A 14,818-nucleotide genomic window follows, 5' to 3' on the forward strand; every position below is an offset into this window, starting at 1 on the left:
CGCTCGCCGCCGTTACGCGACCTCGAGGACGTGGTCGGCGGCCTTCAGCGCCAGCGCCGCGATCGTCAGCGTCGGGTTCATCGCCCCGCCGGTCGGGAAGACGCTGCTCGAGGCGATCCAGCAGTTCTCGAGGTCGTGCGTTCGCAGGTCGGGGCCGACGACGCTCTCGGTCGGCTCCGACCCCATCCGGGTCGTCCCCATGTGGTGATAGGCCGGCCCCGTCCCCTCGGGGCCGACCTGCCAGGTGATCCCCGCACCGAGTTCGTCGAGGATTCGTTCCTGAATCTCGTTGACGCGCTCGATCGTCTCGAGCGCGCGGTCGCCCACGGTCCAGTGGACGTCGGGCACCGGGTTCCCGTGATCGTCGGTCGTCGAGGGATCGAGCCCGACGTAGCTGTCCTCGCGGGGGAGCTGTTCGACGAGCCCGCCCATCCCGATGTGGGTGCCATAGTCCGAGCGGAGCCGCGCGAGCAGGTCGTCGCCCCAGTCGTCGCCGGTCAGCGCCAACTCAACGGGCGAGGGGCCGTCGTAGTTGAAGAACTCGAGCTTGAACGGGGCCCGCTCGGCGTCGGCCTCGTCGTAGAACTGGTGGGACTCGCTGGTCAGGAAGCCGACGTGGTTCTGCCGGGTGGGTTCATCGAGGACCCCGCCGGTGCCCGCGAAGAGGTGGTCCATGAAGTACCGTCCGACGAGCCCGCTCGAGTTGGCCAGCCCGTCGGGGTAGTGGCTCGACTCCGAAAGCAAGAGCAGTCGGGGCGTCTCGACGCCGCCGCAGGCGATGACGAAGGCGTCGGCCGACTGACGGTAGCGGTCGCCGTCGGGCGTCGCGTAGACGGCCGCCTCGAGCGCGTCGGGGCCGTGCTCGAGCCGCTGGACCGGCGCGCGGTCGATCACCGTCGCGCCCTTCCGCTCGGCGCGGTCGACGTGGACGGTCGCGTCGTACTTCGCACCGGACGGACAGACCGGTTGGCAGGTCCCGTAGCCGACGCAGGCACTGCGACCGTCGTAGCCCTCCGAATTGCGGGCGTTGGGCACCGAGTGCATCGCGATCTCGAGGTCGTCGCAGGCCTCGGCGAACAGCGAATCGCTGTAGGAGGGTGGGAAGGCCGGCATCGGATGGGGCTCCTCCCGGGGCGGCGCGAAGGGGTTGTCGGCCGCGCCGGCGACGCCCAGTTCCAGCTCGGCCGCGGCGTAGTAGGGCCGCAGGTCCGTGTAGTCGATCGGCCAGTCGGCCCCGACGCCGCGGGCGCTGGCGGAGTTGAAGTCGGCCTCGTGGAGCCGCATCACCATCCCCTGCCAGTGCAGTGTCGAGCCGCCGACGCCGCGGGCGCGGGCGTGGTTCAGCGGGTAGAAGCGCTCGCCGGTGGACTCGTAGGCATCCCGCTCCGGATCGCCATCCCAGACGTCCGGGCGGTCGTAGGCGGGCCGGATCGCACGTTCCTGTCTGGCGAGCCGATCGTCGGGATCGAACCGCGGCCCGGCCTCGAGAACGACGACCTCACGGCCGGCCCCGGCGAGGCGGTCCGCGACGATCCCGCCCGCCGGCCCCGCACCGATAACACAGACGTCGGCGTCTTCGACCGGCGTTCGGTCGACGTCGTCGGTCACCGGCGACGCCGAACCGGCCGGCGGACGGTCCCAACTCACGCGTTCGGCCCCCGCTGATAGGTCCCGATCCCGCCCGCGTGGCCCTGCGGGTTCTCGAGGCCGACCAGTTCGCCGCCGGTCGGCGACGCGTACAGCGCCAGCAGGAGATCGTTGACGACGTAGTACCGGACCCGTTCGCTCGCCGTTCCCGACGGGTCCTCGTCGGCGTCGTCGGCCCCCACGTTCCGCAGTACCTGTTCGCGGTCGCCGACCGACAGCGCCGCGAACTCGGCGTCGTACCAGACTCGTGCGTTTCCGTCCAGTTCCGCCACCGCCTCTTCGAGCCCCGCGACGTGGGCCCGGTCCGCGAGCCGTCCCTCGAGGAAGGCCGCGACGAACGGTTCGATCCCGGACACCTCGCTCGGGTAGACGACTTCGGCGGCCGCGACCAGCGTCTCGCGGAGCCGATCGGTATCGACCGGCTCCGAGCCGGGCGGGGCGACACAGCCCGCCAACGTCCCCCCGAGGCCGAGCGCAGACAGCGCGGCGACCGCGTCTCGCCTCGTCAGTTCCATGTGGACGGATTAGGCAGACCTAAACCATATATGCGTTGGAACGGGACGGTCAGGCAGTCTCGAGCGGGTCGATCAGCGATGGCTCGTCCGTTGCCGGATCGTTGACCGCCGTCGAGACCGGATACGCCCGCATCTCGTCGGCCGGATACGGCTCGAGGACCGCCCGGCCGGCCTCGCCCGATAGCCACCGCCGTTCGGCGTCGGGGTCGAGGATCACTGCCATCCGATGATGGAGGTCCGAAATGAGGGTGTTGGGCTCGGTCGTGATGATCGTAAACGTCTCGAGTGGGCCGCGTTCGCTCCCGTCGTCGACGCCGCCCCCGAAGGCGTCGAGTCCCGTCTGGGTCGTCTCCGGTTCCCAGCGCTCCCACAATCCTGCCATCGCGAACACCCGTTCGTCCTCGAAGGTGACCCGATAGGGACGTTTCCCATCGTCAGTCTCGACCCACTCGTAGAACCCGTCCGCGGGAACGAGACACCGACCCGCCGAAGGCGTGTCGAGCGCTCGCTCGTTCGACTCGCGAGTACACCGCCGTCCCTCATAGGCCTCCCGAAAGCTCGGCTTCTCGTCGACGGACTCGGCCCGCGCATTGATCAGCCCGCCGCTGTCGTCGTCGGCCCACGACGGGACCAGCCCCCACTCGAGTCGCTGGAACGTCGCCGGCTCCGCGTCCGTGATCACCGGAAGGTCCTGTCCCGGAGCCATGTTGTACCGCGTCGTGAACTCCGCGTCCCGAAACCGGGCGTCGAACCGCGCCTCGAGGGCGTCCTCCTCGGCGACGAGCGTATAGCGTCCGCACATACTCGACCGTCGGGCGGCCAGCACAAAGGAACGTCCGGTCGCGGTCGTCCGGACCGGCCGGGGCTGCCGACGGCTCGAGGAGACCCATCGCTCGCCCACGCGAAATACCGGTTCGGACGACACCCACACACAGTAGTATGACGCGCTTACCTCGAGTCGAGCGACCGGTACGGACCTCGTTACGATACCCGATCCAGGTGACGTTCCCGTCGGGGTCATCGTGGACGACCGGTACGAACTGGTGGTGTGTCACTACGGCCGGCCGAAACTCGGCGATCCGGATGGCCCCCGCTGCTGGATCGCGGCCGACCCCCCTGTCGACCGCGAGCGGTAACACGCTCTTCCGTACCTTCCCCTTCGAACGCGATCGGCGACCTGTCGCTCACGACGCTGTTCGCGACGAAAAACGCCAGGACAGGGATTTGAACAGTTGCGAGACGATCGGCCTCACTCCGTTCGGCCGCTGCGACTCGCGTGTTCGAATCCCGTGTGTCGTTTCGTGGGTTTTGATTACTCGCGACGCTACGCGTCGCTCGTAGCAAATAAAATCACGAAAACGCCAGGACAGGGATTTGAACCCTGAATCCCAAAGGGAACACGCTTTCCAGGCGTGCGCCTTACCGTTCGGCCATCCTGGCTCGGATTGTCCTAACCGCGTCTGTCGTTTAACCCTTACGAGATTCGTTTCCCGTCCCGCGGTCGGCTGCCCACGCGGCGAGTCGCGGCTCGATCAGGTACGCCCCGGTTCCCGCACCGAAGCCGACCAGCAGTGCGAGCCCCAGCGCTCGCGTGATCGTCACGAGCGGCTCGACGAGCAGGGCGTAGCCCTGGACGAGCACCAGAAACGACAGGCAGCCGATGACGCCCCATAGGGCGACGGATTTGGTCCGGGGATCGAGTCCCATCTTCCCGGCGGGATAGCCGCTCACGTCGCCCTCACTCGTCTTCGACGGACGCGATGGCTTCGATCTCGACGCCGACGCCCTTCGGGAGCGCGGCGACCTCGACGGCGCTGCGGGCCGGCGGCTGGTCATCGAAGTAGTCGGCGTAGGCCTCGTTCATCGCCTCGAAGTCGTCGATATCGCCGAGGAAGACGGTCACTTTGAGAACGTCCTCGTAGCTCGCACCCGCTTCGTCGAGGACGGCGTCGAGGTTGTAGAGGGCCTGCTCGGTCTGGGTTGCGATCGGTTCGTCGTCGAGCAACTCGCCGTCGGCGGTCATGGGAATCTGACCGGCGGTGAAGACAAGCGAGTCGTTACTGGTCGCCTGACTGTACGCACCGACTGCAGCAGGAGCATCGTCAGTTTCGATGATTCGTTTCATACTCGGAGCTTCACACCGAGGTGGCATAAAAGCGGGCGAAGTCACATTCCCGCCGGTCGGAAAACGGGACGTGTCGCCACCCAGCCACACTCAGGCGAGCACGTCGACCGGGTACCCCGAATCCCGCAGATCGGCAAGGAAGTTATCGACGTGATCGGGGCCGCGCATCTCGAGTTCGATCTCGACTTCGGTGTCGTTCATCTCGACCTCTCGCGAGGTCCGGTCGTGGTGGATCGCGTAGATGTTGGCCTGGTGGGCGGTAAAGACGTCCAGGAGGTCCTCGAGCGCGCCCGGCTGATCCTTCAGCACGGTCCGGATCTTCAGGTAGCGGCCCGTCTCGACGAGACCGCGAACGATGACGTTCGTCAGCGTGTTGAGGTCGATGTTCCCGCCACAGAGCGCGGGGACGATCGTCTCGTCCGCGTCGTACTGGAACTTCTCGAAGAGAACGGCGGCGAGCGGGACCGCGCCGGCCCCTTCGACGACGGTCTTCGACCGCTCGAGCAGGTAGACCAGGGCGACGGCGATCTCGGGATCGGAGACGGTGACGACCTCGTCGACGTACTCCTGGATGTGCGGGAACGTCCGCTCGCCGACGCTACGGGTCGCGATGCCGTCGGCGATGGTGTCGACGCCGTCGAGGGCGATAGGCTCGCCTTTCTCGAGCGACTTCGCGACGCTCGAGGCACCATCGGCCTGGACGCCGATGACGCGTGTCTCGGGTTTCTGTTCCTTGATCGCGGTTGCGATGCCGCTGATGAGCCCGCCGCCGCCGATGGGAACGACGACCGTATCGACATCGGGGCAGTCCTCTAGGATCTCGAGGCCGATCGTCCCCTGCCCGGCCATGACGTACTCGTCGTCGAACGCGTGGACGTACGTTCGGTCCTCCGCGCGTTCGATCTCGTGGGCGCGTTCGGCGGCTTCGTTGTAGTCCTGTCCGGAGAGGACGACCTCCGCCCCGTAGTTCTTGGTTGCCTTGACCTTCGAGATCGGCGCGTGCTCGGGCATGACGATCTTCGAGTCGACGCCGGACCGCGTGGCCGCGAGCGCGACGCCCTGTGCGTGGTTGCCCGCGCTCGCGGTGACCACGCCCGCGTCCGTCTGTGCCTCGGAGAGCGTCGCGATCCGGTTGGTCGCCCCACGGATCTTGAACGAGCCCGTACGCTGGAAGTTCTCCAGTTTGAGGTGGATATCCGCCCCGGTCATCGATGAATAGGTATGGGAGTGCTCGAGCGGCGTGTGTCGAGATGTCTCCCGGACCCGCTCGCGTGCCTCGAGAATGTCGTCGAGTTGCAGCATATGCCTGTCTACTCGGCGTGGGGTGTAAGGATTACTGTCGGGGATCAGCGGTCCGGCGACGGCCCGCCGATCCGCACAGGGATGTGCCATCGACCTGGATGACACGACAGGGAATACAGGGAATGCACGGCGTGTGACGTGCGAATAGAGAAGCGCACCGTGACCATATAAAACTCATGCACCCGGAGCGGAAGTGAAACCGCAAGCAGGCGTCGGGAAGATGTCGTCGTCAGACGCGGGACAGACGGGCGTCATTCGAGGGGTCGGATCGAGAAATCGGCCCCGAAACGCACCCTCTTACACGGCCCCGGAACGGCCCGGTCGCGTTCGGCGTCGTCGACGGGAGGCGATGGGACCGATCGCAGCGGTGAGACTGACGTGTCGGTACGGAAAGGGCAGCGAAGAAACCGGGGGCAGGTTTATCGCTCCTCGAGGGGAACGAACTCCTGGTCCTGTGGACCGGTGTAGCGGGCGCGCGGACGAATGAGACGGTTGCTGTCCTGGTACTCGAGGACGTGGGCGATCCAGCCGCCGGCGCGGCTCATGGCGAAGATGGGCGTGTACATGTCGATCGGGATGCCGAGTTGATAGTAGACGGAGCCGGAGTAGAAGTCGACGTTCGGGGCGATCCCCTTCTCGGTGAGGCCCTTCTCCTCGGAGAGGTACTGTTCGATGGTGGTGGTGTAGTTGTACCACTTGTCCTCGCCGTTTTCGGCGAGTTCCTTGCTGCGTTCCTGGAGGATTTTCGCGCGAGGGTCCTTGACGTTGTAGACACGGTGGCCGAACCCGGGGATACGACGGCCCTCTTCGGTCGCCTGCTCGACCCACGCGCGGTGGTCGAGGTCGCTCTCGTCGATCTCGATCAAGACCTCCATGACGTCCTGATTCGCGCCGCCGTGAAGCGGTCCCGAAAGGGCGCTGATGCCGCCGGTGACGGCACTGTAGATGTCGGCCATCGTCGAGCCGATGACCATCGAGGTAAACGTCGAGGCGTTCAGCCCGTGGTCGGCGTGGAGGATCAGCGCCTGATCGAAGGTTTCGGCGGCGATCTCGTCGGGCTCCTCGCCGGTCAGCATATAGAGGAAGTTCGCGGCGAGACCCAGATCGGGGTGAGGATCGACGGGGTCCTCGCCGAGGCGGTAGCGCTCGAAGGCCGCGAGCGCGGTCGGAATCTTGGCCGTGATTCGACGCCCCTTCCGGAGCGTCGCCTCGAGGTCCTCGGGATCGGCGTCGTCTTCGGGTTCGTAGGCCGAGAACATCGAGACTGCGGTCCGGAGCGCGGCCATCGGCTGTTCGTCGGCGTCGGCGAGTTTCTCCATCGTCGCGAGGACGTCGGCGTCGACCTCGCGTTCGTCCATGAGCGCGTCGGTAAACGGCTCGAGTTCGTCCTCGGTCGGGAGGTGACCGTTCCAGAGCAGATAGAGGACTTCCTCGTAGCTCGCGCCGCGAGCGAGGTCCTCGATCGTGTAGCCGCGGTAGATCAGCCGACCGGCATCGCCGTCGATCGAACTGAGCTCCGATTCGGCAACCAACACACCCTCGAGCCCTTTCTTGAGGTCGTCAGACATAGTCAGGAATTTCGGACGCCAATGGAAAAGCATTATCGTTTGCCCGGTGCCGGCGATCGATACCGGTGATGATCGGGTTTGCCGGTTTTACGACTACGGACGAACGCTCGTTTCGTGATCGAACGAACAGACAGTCAGTCGATGACCGGCCGAACGACTATAATTGTTTTTCGTTAGGATAGGGGAACGGAGCCGCATCCGGATCGGTCGGAGACGGCCGCCGCGGACCCCGCCACGGCCGAAAGATCCGAGACGGAGCCGAGTCACGGCGCGCCCGCCCCGCAGACTCGTCGGCGTTCGTCCGACGGCTCTGGCATGCCCCACGCAGAAACGGAGCCGTCACCGGAGCACTGGAACGGCGCGGTCGGTCACCGTCAACACCCCTCTGCCTCGAGAATGGCGTCCATTAGCTTCGTCTGGGCCGCTGCCAGGTGCTCGGTGAACGTCGACCGCGCGACGCCGAGTTCTTCGGCGACGTCCGTCGCGTTCGCGCCCTTCGGATAGTCGAAGTAGCCCATCTCGTGGGCCGTTTCGATGATCTCCCGCTGTCTGGTCGTGAGTTTCTCGCGGTCGACGACGACCGGGTCGGCGGAAACGTCCTCGTGGTCCTGCGTGAGTTCCTCGACGACGACGCCGTCGAAATACGCGCGCAGTTGGTCGACGATATCGGCGATCTCGGCCAACTCGAGGGTCCGAAAGGAGAGGAGCAACGCCCCGTTCTGGGCGCGAACCGACGAGACCGGCGTTCCCGTTCCCTCGATGACCTCACAGGCACAGTCGGCGGCGCTGTCGCGCTCGAACCGATAGATCGCTTCTCGGTCGTTGGACTGGACCGGTGTCAGTTCGACGTCGTACTCCCCCTCGAGCGAGGCGTCCGCGTCGACGCCGAACTCCTCGACGACCGTTCCCTCGGTCGTCGTCTGCGACGACCGGGAAACCGATTCGACCGGGTCCTCGAGGGAGGCGGAGACATCGGCCACCGGACAGTCCGCCGGTTCGTCGACGACGACCGTTGCACGAAAGCCCGACATACTGGTTTGGACGGCCGCATGCGGCATAACTGGAGACGGGAATTCCCGCCGGGTGAAAATTCCACACACCCGCGGACGGCCGGCGAGCATCGCTCGCTTCGGTGCCGCAGCCGACCGACCCGTCACAGCGATCGGGGACCGGGTCGACGGTCGTGATACCGTGACCCTCGGAAGTCTTATTCCCCGATCGATCCTACGTTTGTTTGTAATGGCGAAAGGAAGCGTTGATTTCTTCAACGACACAGGCGGCTACGGTTTCATTGAGACGGACGACGCGGACGACGACGTATTCTTCCACATGGAAGATGTTGGCGGTCCGGATCTCGAAGAAGGCACAGACATCGAATTCGATATCGAACAGGCCCCCAAGGGGCCGCGCGCGACGAACGTCACGCGCACGTAAATTCAGAAGAACGCGTCGCCCCCGGTGACGAGACAGTACCTGTTGATTTTATGCGACGCAGTCATCCACGAGCGGCGTCACCGCTCGGCTCGCCGAGACCAGTCCCAAAGCGGCGAACGCGACACCGAAGAGAGAACGGTCGTGAGAAACGCCAGTCGAGGACCGCGGTTAGAGCTTTTGGCCCAGCTTTTCGCGGCTGATATGGACGCCCGTGGGCGTAATGATCATCTGATCCTCGCCCTTCCGGACAATGTCGCCGTCGACTTCCTCGGCGACCTGTCGGAGTTCGTCGACGATGTGTTCGACGGTACTATCCTCGGTCCGCAAGCGCGTGATGTCCGCGATGACGATGTCGCCATCGTAGACGGCGTCTTTGATATCGATCGCATCGGCCTGACTGCCGACCTCCGCGATGTGTACCTGCATCGCCGCCTCGGCGGAGCCCGTCGAGATGTCCTCGAGGTTCAGTTCCGAGTAGTCCTCGACGGACCGAGACTGGCTGCCGCCGAGAATTTTGCTCATGAGTCCCATTGGCGGTATCCACCGCCGCCGTCAGTATAGTTCTTACGTCAGACACGGTCCCGGCGGCGGGACTGTCCGTGCGGGCGACGGATCGCCCACGTCTCCGTGGCGGCGAGGAGCCGACCGAAAGCGTCCCGTCGTCCGAGACGATACTGGTCGTCCATAGCTTTTTCAGCCGCAGACGCCACGCGCAAATTATGACGTTCAGCATCTGCGTCCGCGAGGAGTACGAGACCGAGCGCGGTGACCGCCACCGCCGCTTCGGCGTCGCGGTCACGACGCGGTTGCCCGGCGTGGGGACGCTGTGTCCGTTCGTCAGCGACAGCGGTGCCGTCGCCACCCAAATTCTCGTCAACGTCGATCTCGGCGCGCGCGGCATCGAGTACATCGACGACGGATTGGCCGTCGACGACGCCCTTCAGGCCCTGCTCAACGCCGACGACAGCGCGCCACAGCGCCAACTCCACGGCGTCGACGGCGAGACGACATTCGCCTTTTCCGGGCGCGAGTGCGTCGACGAGTACGGCCACCGCGAGGGCGACCACTTCACCGTCGCGGGGAACATGCTGACCGGCGACGCCGTTCTCGAGGCGACCGCCGAGGCCTACGCGGCCAACGCGGTCCACGACGCGACGGACCGCGCGACCGGTCCGCGCGCCGTCACGGCGGATGTCGAGACCGACCCGCTCGCGAAGCGGCTGATCGACGCGTTGGCGGCCGGCGACCTCGAGGGCGGGGACAAACGCGAGGAACTGTCGGTCCAGAGCGCGGCGGTGGTCGTCGAGACGACGGAGTCACACGCCGTCGAGCCGCCGTACAACGATCTGCGACTCGACGCGACCGAGACGCCGATCGCGGCTCTCCGGGAGACCTACGACCTCGCGGAACGGGGCTACAGGGACACCCTCGAACGGTACGAGGGTGCGTTTACCGCGGGGTCGCTCGACGAAGTCTCGGAGTGACACCCCGACTCAGTCGACCACAGTGAGTGTCTGCCCCTCAGTTGCGCCCAAGCGCATCGGCTCGTCCTGCCACTCGATTGTGAGGCGGTGACGCGGCAGGTACGGAGCCAAGGTGTGAACCGAAAGCAGGCCGCGGTAGACGCCGTCGCTGACAACGGGGAGGTGTTTGACGCCGTTCGTGCGCATCGTTTCGGCGGCGTCGGCGATCGTCGCAGTCGGCGAAACCGTCGTCACCGGCGACGACATGATCACTCGAGTCGCCGGGCGTTCGGCCGTTTCCGCGACCAGTGCGACGATATCCGATTCGGTGACGATGCCGACGACCGACTCGTCCTCGAGGACGGGGAGCGCGGACACCGGTGGCCGACGGAGGGTGCGGGCTGCCTCGGTCACGGGCGTTTCAGGGGCGATCGGCGGCGGCGAACGGAGGTCGACCGATTCGACTGTCGTCTCGATCATCACGGTCTCGTGGTACCACGAACCACTACATAGGCCTAGTGGACAAACGTCTCTTAGGTGCTAGTATTCCTAGCAGTGACAAGAGGTGGAACAGTGGTTACTCCGACATTCAAGGCACGTAGCTGCAGTCAACGACCAGTTTTTGGCATTCGTTCCGCTCGCTGCCGCGGCACGGCCTACCCGGTGAACTCGTAGAGTTCGTCGCCGACGTGGTGTAGCGAGTCGACGACCTTCCCCTCATTCCCGGCCATCTCCGCGCCGTCGACGCGGGCGCGGCCGACGGCGAGCACCTTTCCGTGGGACTCCTCGGCGATGACGACCAGATCGTCCGGCGAGATGTCCGCAGTCGCCTCGGTGATCCCCGGCCGCATCACGTCGGCCCCGTCGCTGACGAACGAAACGGCTCCCGCGTCGACGGTAACAAGCCGTTTCTCGGGTTCGTAGGCGTTCGCCCCGCGGACCGTCAGAAAGAGATCGTCGCCGAACTCTGCGACCTGTGGCTCGCCGTCGATGAGGACGACCTCCCAGTCGGTGTCCTCGAACTCGACGCGCTCGTAGGCGTCGCCCTCGGGCGAGACGCCGAGTTGCTCCTCGAGAACGTCCTCGAGATCGGACACCGCATCGCTACGGAGGTGATGTCGGGACTTGACTTGCATGTCCGGAGCAACGCGCGGTCCGGAGTTAAAAGGCGCGTTCCGGGGACCGGTCGCCGGCCGCGAATCGGGACCCCTGGCGGCCAGTACAGGGTGAGCGTGTGATAATCGATAAGTACCCGCATGCCGTCGGCTCACGCATGTGGCCCTCCAAGACCCGGACGGAGACGGTCACCTGTCTCGCCTGTGGGACCGAGCGGCCCCGCGACGAGGCCCGTGAGTACGACAAGCACGGTGACCGCTGGGATCGCGACGGCAAAACCTTCGAACACCTCTGTAAGTCCTGTCACGGTGACCTCTGTCATCACCCTCGCGACGAACTCGAGGCGCTACTGGTCGACCTTGAGGCCGGCGAACGAGACCGGGCCGCCTTTCTGACGCGCTATCTCGCGACGGTCGAGGAACGGTACGGCACGCTCGAGGAGCGGGAGCGGTAATCGCTAGAGGTCGGTCGCGACGAACCGCCGGTAGCCGATGAGGGGAGCGAGCACTGCCCACCCCAATAGGACGGCGGCGCTGAACCAGACCATGGAGCGATCGGCGTCCGACTCGAGCACGGGCACCAGCAGCCGTTCGTAGGCGAGACTTGGAGAGAGCGCGCCGACGTAGGACGTCCACCACGGTTGGGTCACTGGTTCTTCGAAGCCGGCCGCGGCATAGGCAAGCCCGTCGGGCACGAACCGCCAAACGAACAGGAGGAGAAGCAACGCGCCGAAGACGGCGAACGTCGCCCACGTCTGGGTGCGAACCGTCGCCGAGATGCCGATCGCGATGGCGAGGTACGCGAGCCCCAGACCGGCGCTGGCGAGGAGATAGCCGAGAACGGCGGTCGTCGGGATCGTGTGTCCGGTGACGAAGACGACGGCGAGGCCGGCGAAGACGCCCGCGAGCAGGGACACGACCAAGATCGCGTATCGGCCGACGTACGTCCCGAGGACGATATCGCGTCGGTCGTGTGGCAGCCCGAGCAAAAGCGTCAGCTGGCCGTTCGAACGCCGCCTGACGATCGCGCTCGAGGCGAGCAGCAGCCCGGCCACCGGCACGAGGAGCACGCTGGGAAGCGCAAAGTAGTCGATGAGGTTGCTGGAACCGGCGTATCCTCGGTCGACCTGCCTGACGTGGAGTTCGGCGAGGACGGCAAAGATCAGCGCGAAGGTCGCGGCGAGCGCGTACAACTGCCGGTTTCGGATCGCGTCGCCGAGTTCCTTCCGAGCGATCAGCAGCCAGTTCATGTCGCCCCCTCCGTGTAGGAGACGAACAGCTCCTCGAGCGACGTCTCACCGGTCGAAAAGTCGCGGATCGTCGCTCCGGCGGCCCGGATCTCGTCGAGCACCCGGAGTTTCGCGTCGGCGGTACAGCCGACGACGAGGGTGTCGTCGCGTTCGTCGACCGTCGATACTCCATCGAGGGACGCGACGGCGGGCGCGACGGCGGCCGGCTCGCCAGTCAGGTCGACGATCAGCTCCGAGCCGGCGTCGGCCGTCTCGCGGAGCCCGTCGATCGTGTCGACGGCGACGAGGTCGCCCGCGCGGAGGATGGCGACGCGGTCGGCGACCGCCTCGACCTGTGCCAGGATATGACTCGAGAAGAAGACGGTAGTGCCGCGGTCGCGTTCCGTGCGGACGATTTCGCGCATGCGTCGGACGCCGTGGGGGTCGAGTCCGGTCGACGGTTCGTCCAAGATCAACACGTCGGGCGACCCGACCAATGCCATCGCGAGCGCGAGGCGCTGTGTCATCCCCGTCGAGTACGCCGCGGCGGACCGGTCTGCGGCGTCGGCGAGACCGACCCGCTCGAGCAGGGCCCCCGGCTCGTCGTCGGCGTCGGCCGCCTCGATCGCGTACGCGAGGTGCTGGCGACCGGTCATCGTCTCGAACGGTGCGAAGCCCTCGGGCAGGATACCGACGCGTTCCCGGACGGCGACCGGGGCTTCGGTGACATCGTGACCGAGCACGTCGACCGAGCCGCTCGAGGGATGCGTGTAGTGGAGCAGGATGTCGATCGTTGTCGACTTGCCGGCACCGTTCGGCCCCAGGAAGCCGAACACTTCGCCGGACTCGACGGTCATATCGATACCGCGGAGGGCGTGAACGTCGCCGAAGCGCTTGGTAACGTTTTGGAGGGCTATCGCAGACATTTACTCCAACAGTATGTTGGATATAAAATATATATTCCGGTCGAAGACGCATCGAGCCGCGGTCTCGGCGGGTCGGACGCGTGTGGGCGGGCGGATTCGCATCCCGACACGACTTTCACTCTTACGCGCGTAGCCCTCGTCATGAGTGACGACGCACAGGCCGACGCCGGAACGGTGGAAGGCCAGGGTCCCGTCGAGGTCTCGGAGGATCTCGCGCGCCATCTCGAGAACAAGCGCGAGGAACTGTTCGAGAAGTTCGAACTCCGCGACGAGTTCCCGCCCGAGGTTCTAGAGGAGGCCGAAGCCCGAACGGAGGGTGTGACGGCCGAAATAAGCGACGAGATCGACGAGCGGAAGGACCTGCGCGATCTGACGACGTGGACGACGGACCCGATCGACGCCCAGGACTTCGACGACGCGCTTTCGATCGAGGAACGCGACGACGAGTACGTCCTCTGGGTCCACATCGCCGACGTGACCCACTACGTCAACCCGGACACGGCGATGTGGGACGAAGCCGTCGAACGGGGCAACACGGTCTATCTCCCCGGGTACACGGTCCACATGCTGCCGCCGGTGCTCGCCGAGACGGTCTGTTCGCTGGTCGCCAACGAGGACCGACTCGCCCACACCGTCGAGATGCACCTCGACAAGGAGCATTTGAGCTACGAGAACATCGAGATCTACAAGTCCGTCATCCAGTCCGACGAACGGCTCACCTACGCGGAGGCCGAAAGCCGTCTCGAAGACCCGGACGCGCCGCTCCACGAGGAGAACAAACTGGTCTACGATCTCGCCGAGCAGATGCACGAACAGCGCAAGGAGGACGGGTCGCTCGTCCTGAACCCGAGCCGCGACCGAGCCCACACCATCATCGAGGAGTGCATGCTAAAGGCCAACAAGGCCGTCACGCACGAACTCATGTGGAACCGCGGCGTCGAGGCCATGTATCGCGTCCACCCCCAGCCCAGCCCCGACGAATGGTCCGAGGCGCTGCGCGAGATTCAGGACCTCGACGGGGTTTCGATCCCCGGCAGTACCTGGGACGACCCCCGAAAGGCCGTCAACGCGACGCTCGAGGAAGCGCCGGGCCGCCAACTGGACAAGATCCAGTGGGCGGTGATGAAGGTCATGCCCCGAGCGCGGTACATGAACGACCCCTTCGGCGGCCACCACGCGCTGAACTTCGAGATCTACGGCCACTTCACGAGCCCCATCCGCCGGCTCAGCGACCTGATCAACCACTGGATCGTCTACCAGAACGACGTTCCCGAGAACCTGATCGAACTCTGCGATCGCGCCAGCGACAAGCAGAAAGACGCCGAGCAATGTGAGCGCGAGTACAAGGACTTCCTGCAGGAGGTCGGCCTCGATCCGATGGCGGTCAACAACCGCGGGATCGAAGTCGTCGACGAGAGCGAAGCCGAGAAAACGTTGTGAGCGCGGCGCTGGCAGGCAGGCGGTACGGTGGCTGACTGCCACCTTCCGATTGAG

General features: G+C 65.7%; 17 protein-coding genes and 1 tRNA gene. 4 read left to right on the forward strand and 14 right to left on the reverse strand.

The genetic code is table 11. The features are described 5' to 3' along the window. Positions 1–12: 12 nt before the first annotated feature. The 9 genes from FGF80_RS06910 to FGF80_RS06950 form a co-directional block, all read right to left on the reverse strand. Positions 13–1,647 carry a GMC family oxidoreductase gene (locus tag FGF80_RS06910; RefSeq protein ID WP_138652979.1) on the reverse strand — a complete coding sequence of 545 codons (1,635 nt, stop codon included), beginning with the start codon at positions 1,645–1,647 and terminating at the stop codon, positions 13–15. After that, the gene (locus FGF80_RS06915; protein ID WP_138652981.1) at positions 1,644–2,162 is read right to left on the reverse strand and encodes a gluconate 2-dehydrogenase subunit 3 family protein; all 519 of its coding nucleotides are present in this window, start codon (positions 2,160–2,162) and stop codon (positions 1,644–1,646) included. The genes FGF80_RS06910 and FGF80_RS06915 overlap by 4 nt, the downstream gene beginning before the upstream one ends. A 49-nt stretch (positions 2,163–2,211) precedes the next feature. Next, positions 2,212–2,964 carry an SOS response-associated peptidase gene (locus FGF80_RS06920; RefSeq protein ID WP_138652983.1) on the reverse strand — a complete coding sequence of 251 codons (753 nt, stop codon included), beginning with the start codon at positions 2,962–2,964 and terminating at the stop codon, positions 2,212–2,214. 557 nt (positions 2,965–3,521) lie between these two features. Further along, positions 3,522–3,602: transfer RNA gene (locus tag FGF80_RS06925), tRNA-Ser, on the reverse strand. A 27-nt stretch (positions 3,603–3,629) separates the two neighbouring features. After that, entirely contained in the window at positions 3,630–3,893 is a 264-nt protein-coding gene (locus tag FGF80_RS06930; protein ID WP_138652985.1) for a hypothetical protein, read from the reverse strand. 7 nt (positions 3,894–3,900) lie between these two features. Continuing rightward, positions 3,901–4,287 (reverse strand): Rid family detoxifying hydrolase, encoded by a 387-nt coding sequence (locus tag FGF80_RS06935; protein ID WP_006185774.1) that lies wholly within the window; start codon positions 4,285–4,287, stop codon positions 3,901–3,903. Positions 4,288–4,377: 90 nt separating this feature from the next. Next, the gene (ilvA, locus tag FGF80_RS06940; RefSeq protein WP_006185775.1) at positions 4,378–5,589 is read right to left on the reverse strand and encodes a threonine ammonia-lyase; all 1,212 of its coding nucleotides are present in this window, start codon (positions 5,587–5,589) and stop codon (positions 4,378–4,380) included. Between the two features lie 419 nt (positions 5,590–6,008). Continuing rightward, the gene (citZ, locus tag FGF80_RS06945) at positions 6,009–7,157 is read right to left on the reverse strand and encodes a citrate synthase (RefSeq protein WP_006185776.1); all 1,149 of its coding nucleotides are present in this window, start codon (positions 7,155–7,157) and stop codon (positions 6,009–6,011) included. A 374-nt stretch (positions 7,158–7,531) separates the two neighbouring features. After that, positions 7,532–8,188 (reverse strand): helix-turn-helix domain-containing protein, encoded by a 657-nt coding sequence (locus tag FGF80_RS06950; RefSeq protein WP_138652987.1) that lies wholly within the window; start codon positions 8,186–8,188, stop codon positions 7,532–7,534. A 208-nt stretch (positions 8,189–8,396) separates the two neighbouring features. On the opposite strand from FGF80_RS06950, the gene FGF80_RS06955 reads away from it, so the two are divergent. Beyond that, positions 8,397–8,591: a cold-shock protein gene (locus tag FGF80_RS06955; protein WP_006185778.1), complete on the forward strand. Its 195-nt coding sequence runs from the start codon at positions 8,397–8,399 to the stop codon at positions 8,589–8,591. 168 nt (positions 8,592–8,759) lie between these two features. On the opposite strand, the gene FGF80_RS06960 is transcribed toward FGF80_RS06955, so the two are convergent. Continuing rightward, a complete protein-coding gene (locus FGF80_RS06960) occupies positions 8,760–9,122 on the reverse strand; it encodes a cell division protein SepF (RefSeq protein ID WP_138652989.1) in 363 nt (120 codons plus the stop codon). Between the two features lie 188 nt (positions 9,123–9,310). Between FGF80_RS06960 and FGF80_RS06965 the strand changes: the two genes are divergently transcribed. Next, positions 9,311–10,075, forward strand: coding sequence for a DUF1028 domain-containing protein (locus FGF80_RS06965; RefSeq protein ID WP_138652991.1), 765 nt, complete (start codon positions 9,311–9,313; stop codon positions 10,073–10,075). Between the two features lie 9 nt (positions 10,076–10,084). On the opposite strand, the gene FGF80_RS06970 is transcribed toward FGF80_RS06965, so the two are convergent. Together FGF80_RS06970 and FGF80_RS06975 are read right to left on the reverse strand one after the other, a co-directional pair. Further along, on the reverse strand, positions 10,085–10,534 hold the full coding sequence (locus FGF80_RS06970; RefSeq protein WP_138652993.1) for a CBS domain-containing protein: 450 nt from the start codon (positions 10,532–10,534) through the stop codon (positions 10,085–10,087). Between the two features lie 176 nt (positions 10,535–10,710). Then, positions 10,711–11,190 carry an RNA-binding protein gene (locus tag FGF80_RS06975; RefSeq protein ID WP_006185782.1) on the reverse strand — a complete coding sequence of 160 codons (480 nt, stop codon included), beginning with the start codon at positions 11,188–11,190 and terminating at the stop codon, positions 10,711–10,713. 137 nt (positions 11,191–11,327) lie between these two features. On the opposite strand from FGF80_RS06975, the gene FGF80_RS06980 reads away from it, so the two are divergent. Then, a complete protein-coding gene (locus tag FGF80_RS06980; RefSeq protein WP_138652995.1) occupies positions 11,328–11,624 on the forward strand; it encodes a DUF7562 family protein in 297 nt (98 codons plus the stop codon). A 3-nt stretch (positions 11,625–11,627) separates the two neighbouring features. Here FGF80_RS06980 and FGF80_RS06985 read toward each other — a convergent pair whose 3' ends face one another. Together FGF80_RS06985 and FGF80_RS06990 are read right to left on the reverse strand one after the other, a co-directional pair. Further along, positions 11,628–12,419 carry an ABC transporter permease gene (locus FGF80_RS06985; RefSeq protein ID WP_138652997.1) on the reverse strand — a complete coding sequence of 264 codons (792 nt, stop codon included), beginning with the start codon at positions 12,417–12,419 and terminating at the stop codon, positions 11,628–11,630. Continuing rightward, positions 12,416–13,324, reverse strand: coding sequence for an ABC transporter ATP-binding protein (locus tag FGF80_RS06990; protein ID WP_006185785.1), 909 nt, complete (start codon positions 13,322–13,324; stop codon positions 12,416–12,418). The genes FGF80_RS06985 and FGF80_RS06990 overlap by 4 nt, the downstream gene beginning before the upstream one ends. Before the next feature lie 141 nt (positions 13,325–13,465). Here FGF80_RS06990 and FGF80_RS06995 point away from each other — a divergent pair, with 141 nt between their 5' ends. After that, positions 13,466–14,764: an RNB domain-containing ribonuclease gene (locus FGF80_RS06995; RefSeq protein ID WP_006185786.1), complete on the forward strand. Its 1,299-nt coding sequence runs from the start codon at positions 13,466–13,468 to the stop codon at positions 14,762–14,764. The last annotated feature ends 54 nt before the right edge of the window (positions 14,765–14,818 follow it).

This window comes from Natrinema pallidum, assembly GCF_005890195.1.
Classification (GTDB): Archaea; Halobacteriota; Halobacteria; order Halobacteriales; family Natrialbaceae; genus Natrinema; species Natrinema pallidum.

Excerpts from the sequence above, each read along its gene's own strand:
- FGF80_RS06960 (WP_138652989.1), bottom strand. The coding sequence starts at position 9,122 with ATGGGACTCATGAGCAAAATTCTCGGCGGCAGCCAGTCTCGGTCCGTC.
- FGF80_RS06980 (WP_138652995.1), top strand. The coding sequence starts at position 11,328 with ATGTGGCCCTCCAAGACCCGGACGGAGACGGTCACCTGTCTCGCCTGT.
- FGF80_RS06920 (WP_138652983.1), bottom strand. The coding sequence starts at position 2,964 with ATGTGCGGACGCTATACGCTCGTCGCCGAGGAGGACGCCCTCGAGGCG.
- FGF80_RS06965 (WP_138652991.1), top strand. The coding sequence starts at position 9,311 with ATGACGTTCAGCATCTGCGTCCGCGAGGAGTACGAGACCGAGCGCGGT.
- FGF80_RS06995 (WP_006185786.1), top strand. The coding sequence starts at position 13,466 with ATGAGTGACGACGCACAGGCCGACGCCGGAACGGTGGAAGGCCAGGGT.
- citZ (WP_006185776.1), bottom strand. The coding sequence starts at position 7,157 with ATGTCTGACGACCTCAAGAAAGGGCTCGAGGGTGTGTTGGTTGCCGAA.
- FGF80_RS06915 (WP_138652981.1), bottom strand. The coding sequence starts at position 2,162 with ATGGAACTGACGAGGCGAGACGCGGTCGCCGCGCTGTCTGCGCTCGGC.
- ilvA (WP_006185775.1), bottom strand. The coding sequence starts at position 5,589 with ATGCTGCAACTCGACGACATTCTCGAGGCACGCGAGCGGGTCCGGGAG.
- FGF80_RS06985 (WP_138652997.1), bottom strand. The coding sequence starts at position 12,419 with ATGAACTGGCTGCTGATCGCTCGGAAGGAACTCGGCGACGCGATCCGA.
- FGF80_RS06955 (WP_006185778.1), top strand. The coding sequence starts at position 8,397 with ATGGCGAAAGGAAGCGTTGATTTCTTCAACGACACAGGCGGCTACGGT.
- FGF80_RS06935 (WP_006185774.1), bottom strand. The coding sequence starts at position 4,287 with ATGAAACGAATCATCGAAACTGACGATGCTCCTGCTGCAGTCGGTGCG.
- FGF80_RS06975 (WP_006185782.1), bottom strand. The coding sequence starts at position 11,190 with ATGCAAGTCAAGTCCCGACATCACCTCCGTAGCGATGCGGTGTCCGAT.
- FGF80_RS06950 (WP_138652987.1), bottom strand. The coding sequence starts at position 8,188 with ATGTCGGGCTTTCGTGCAACGGTCGTCGTCGACGAACCGGCGGACTGT.
- FGF80_RS06990 (WP_006185785.1), bottom strand. The coding sequence starts at position 13,324 with ATGTCTGCGATAGCCCTCCAAAACGTTACCAAGCGCTTCGGCGACGTT.
- FGF80_RS06970 (WP_138652993.1), bottom strand. The coding sequence starts at position 10,534 with ATGATCGAGACGACAGTCGAATCGGTCGACCTCCGTTCGCCGCCGCCG.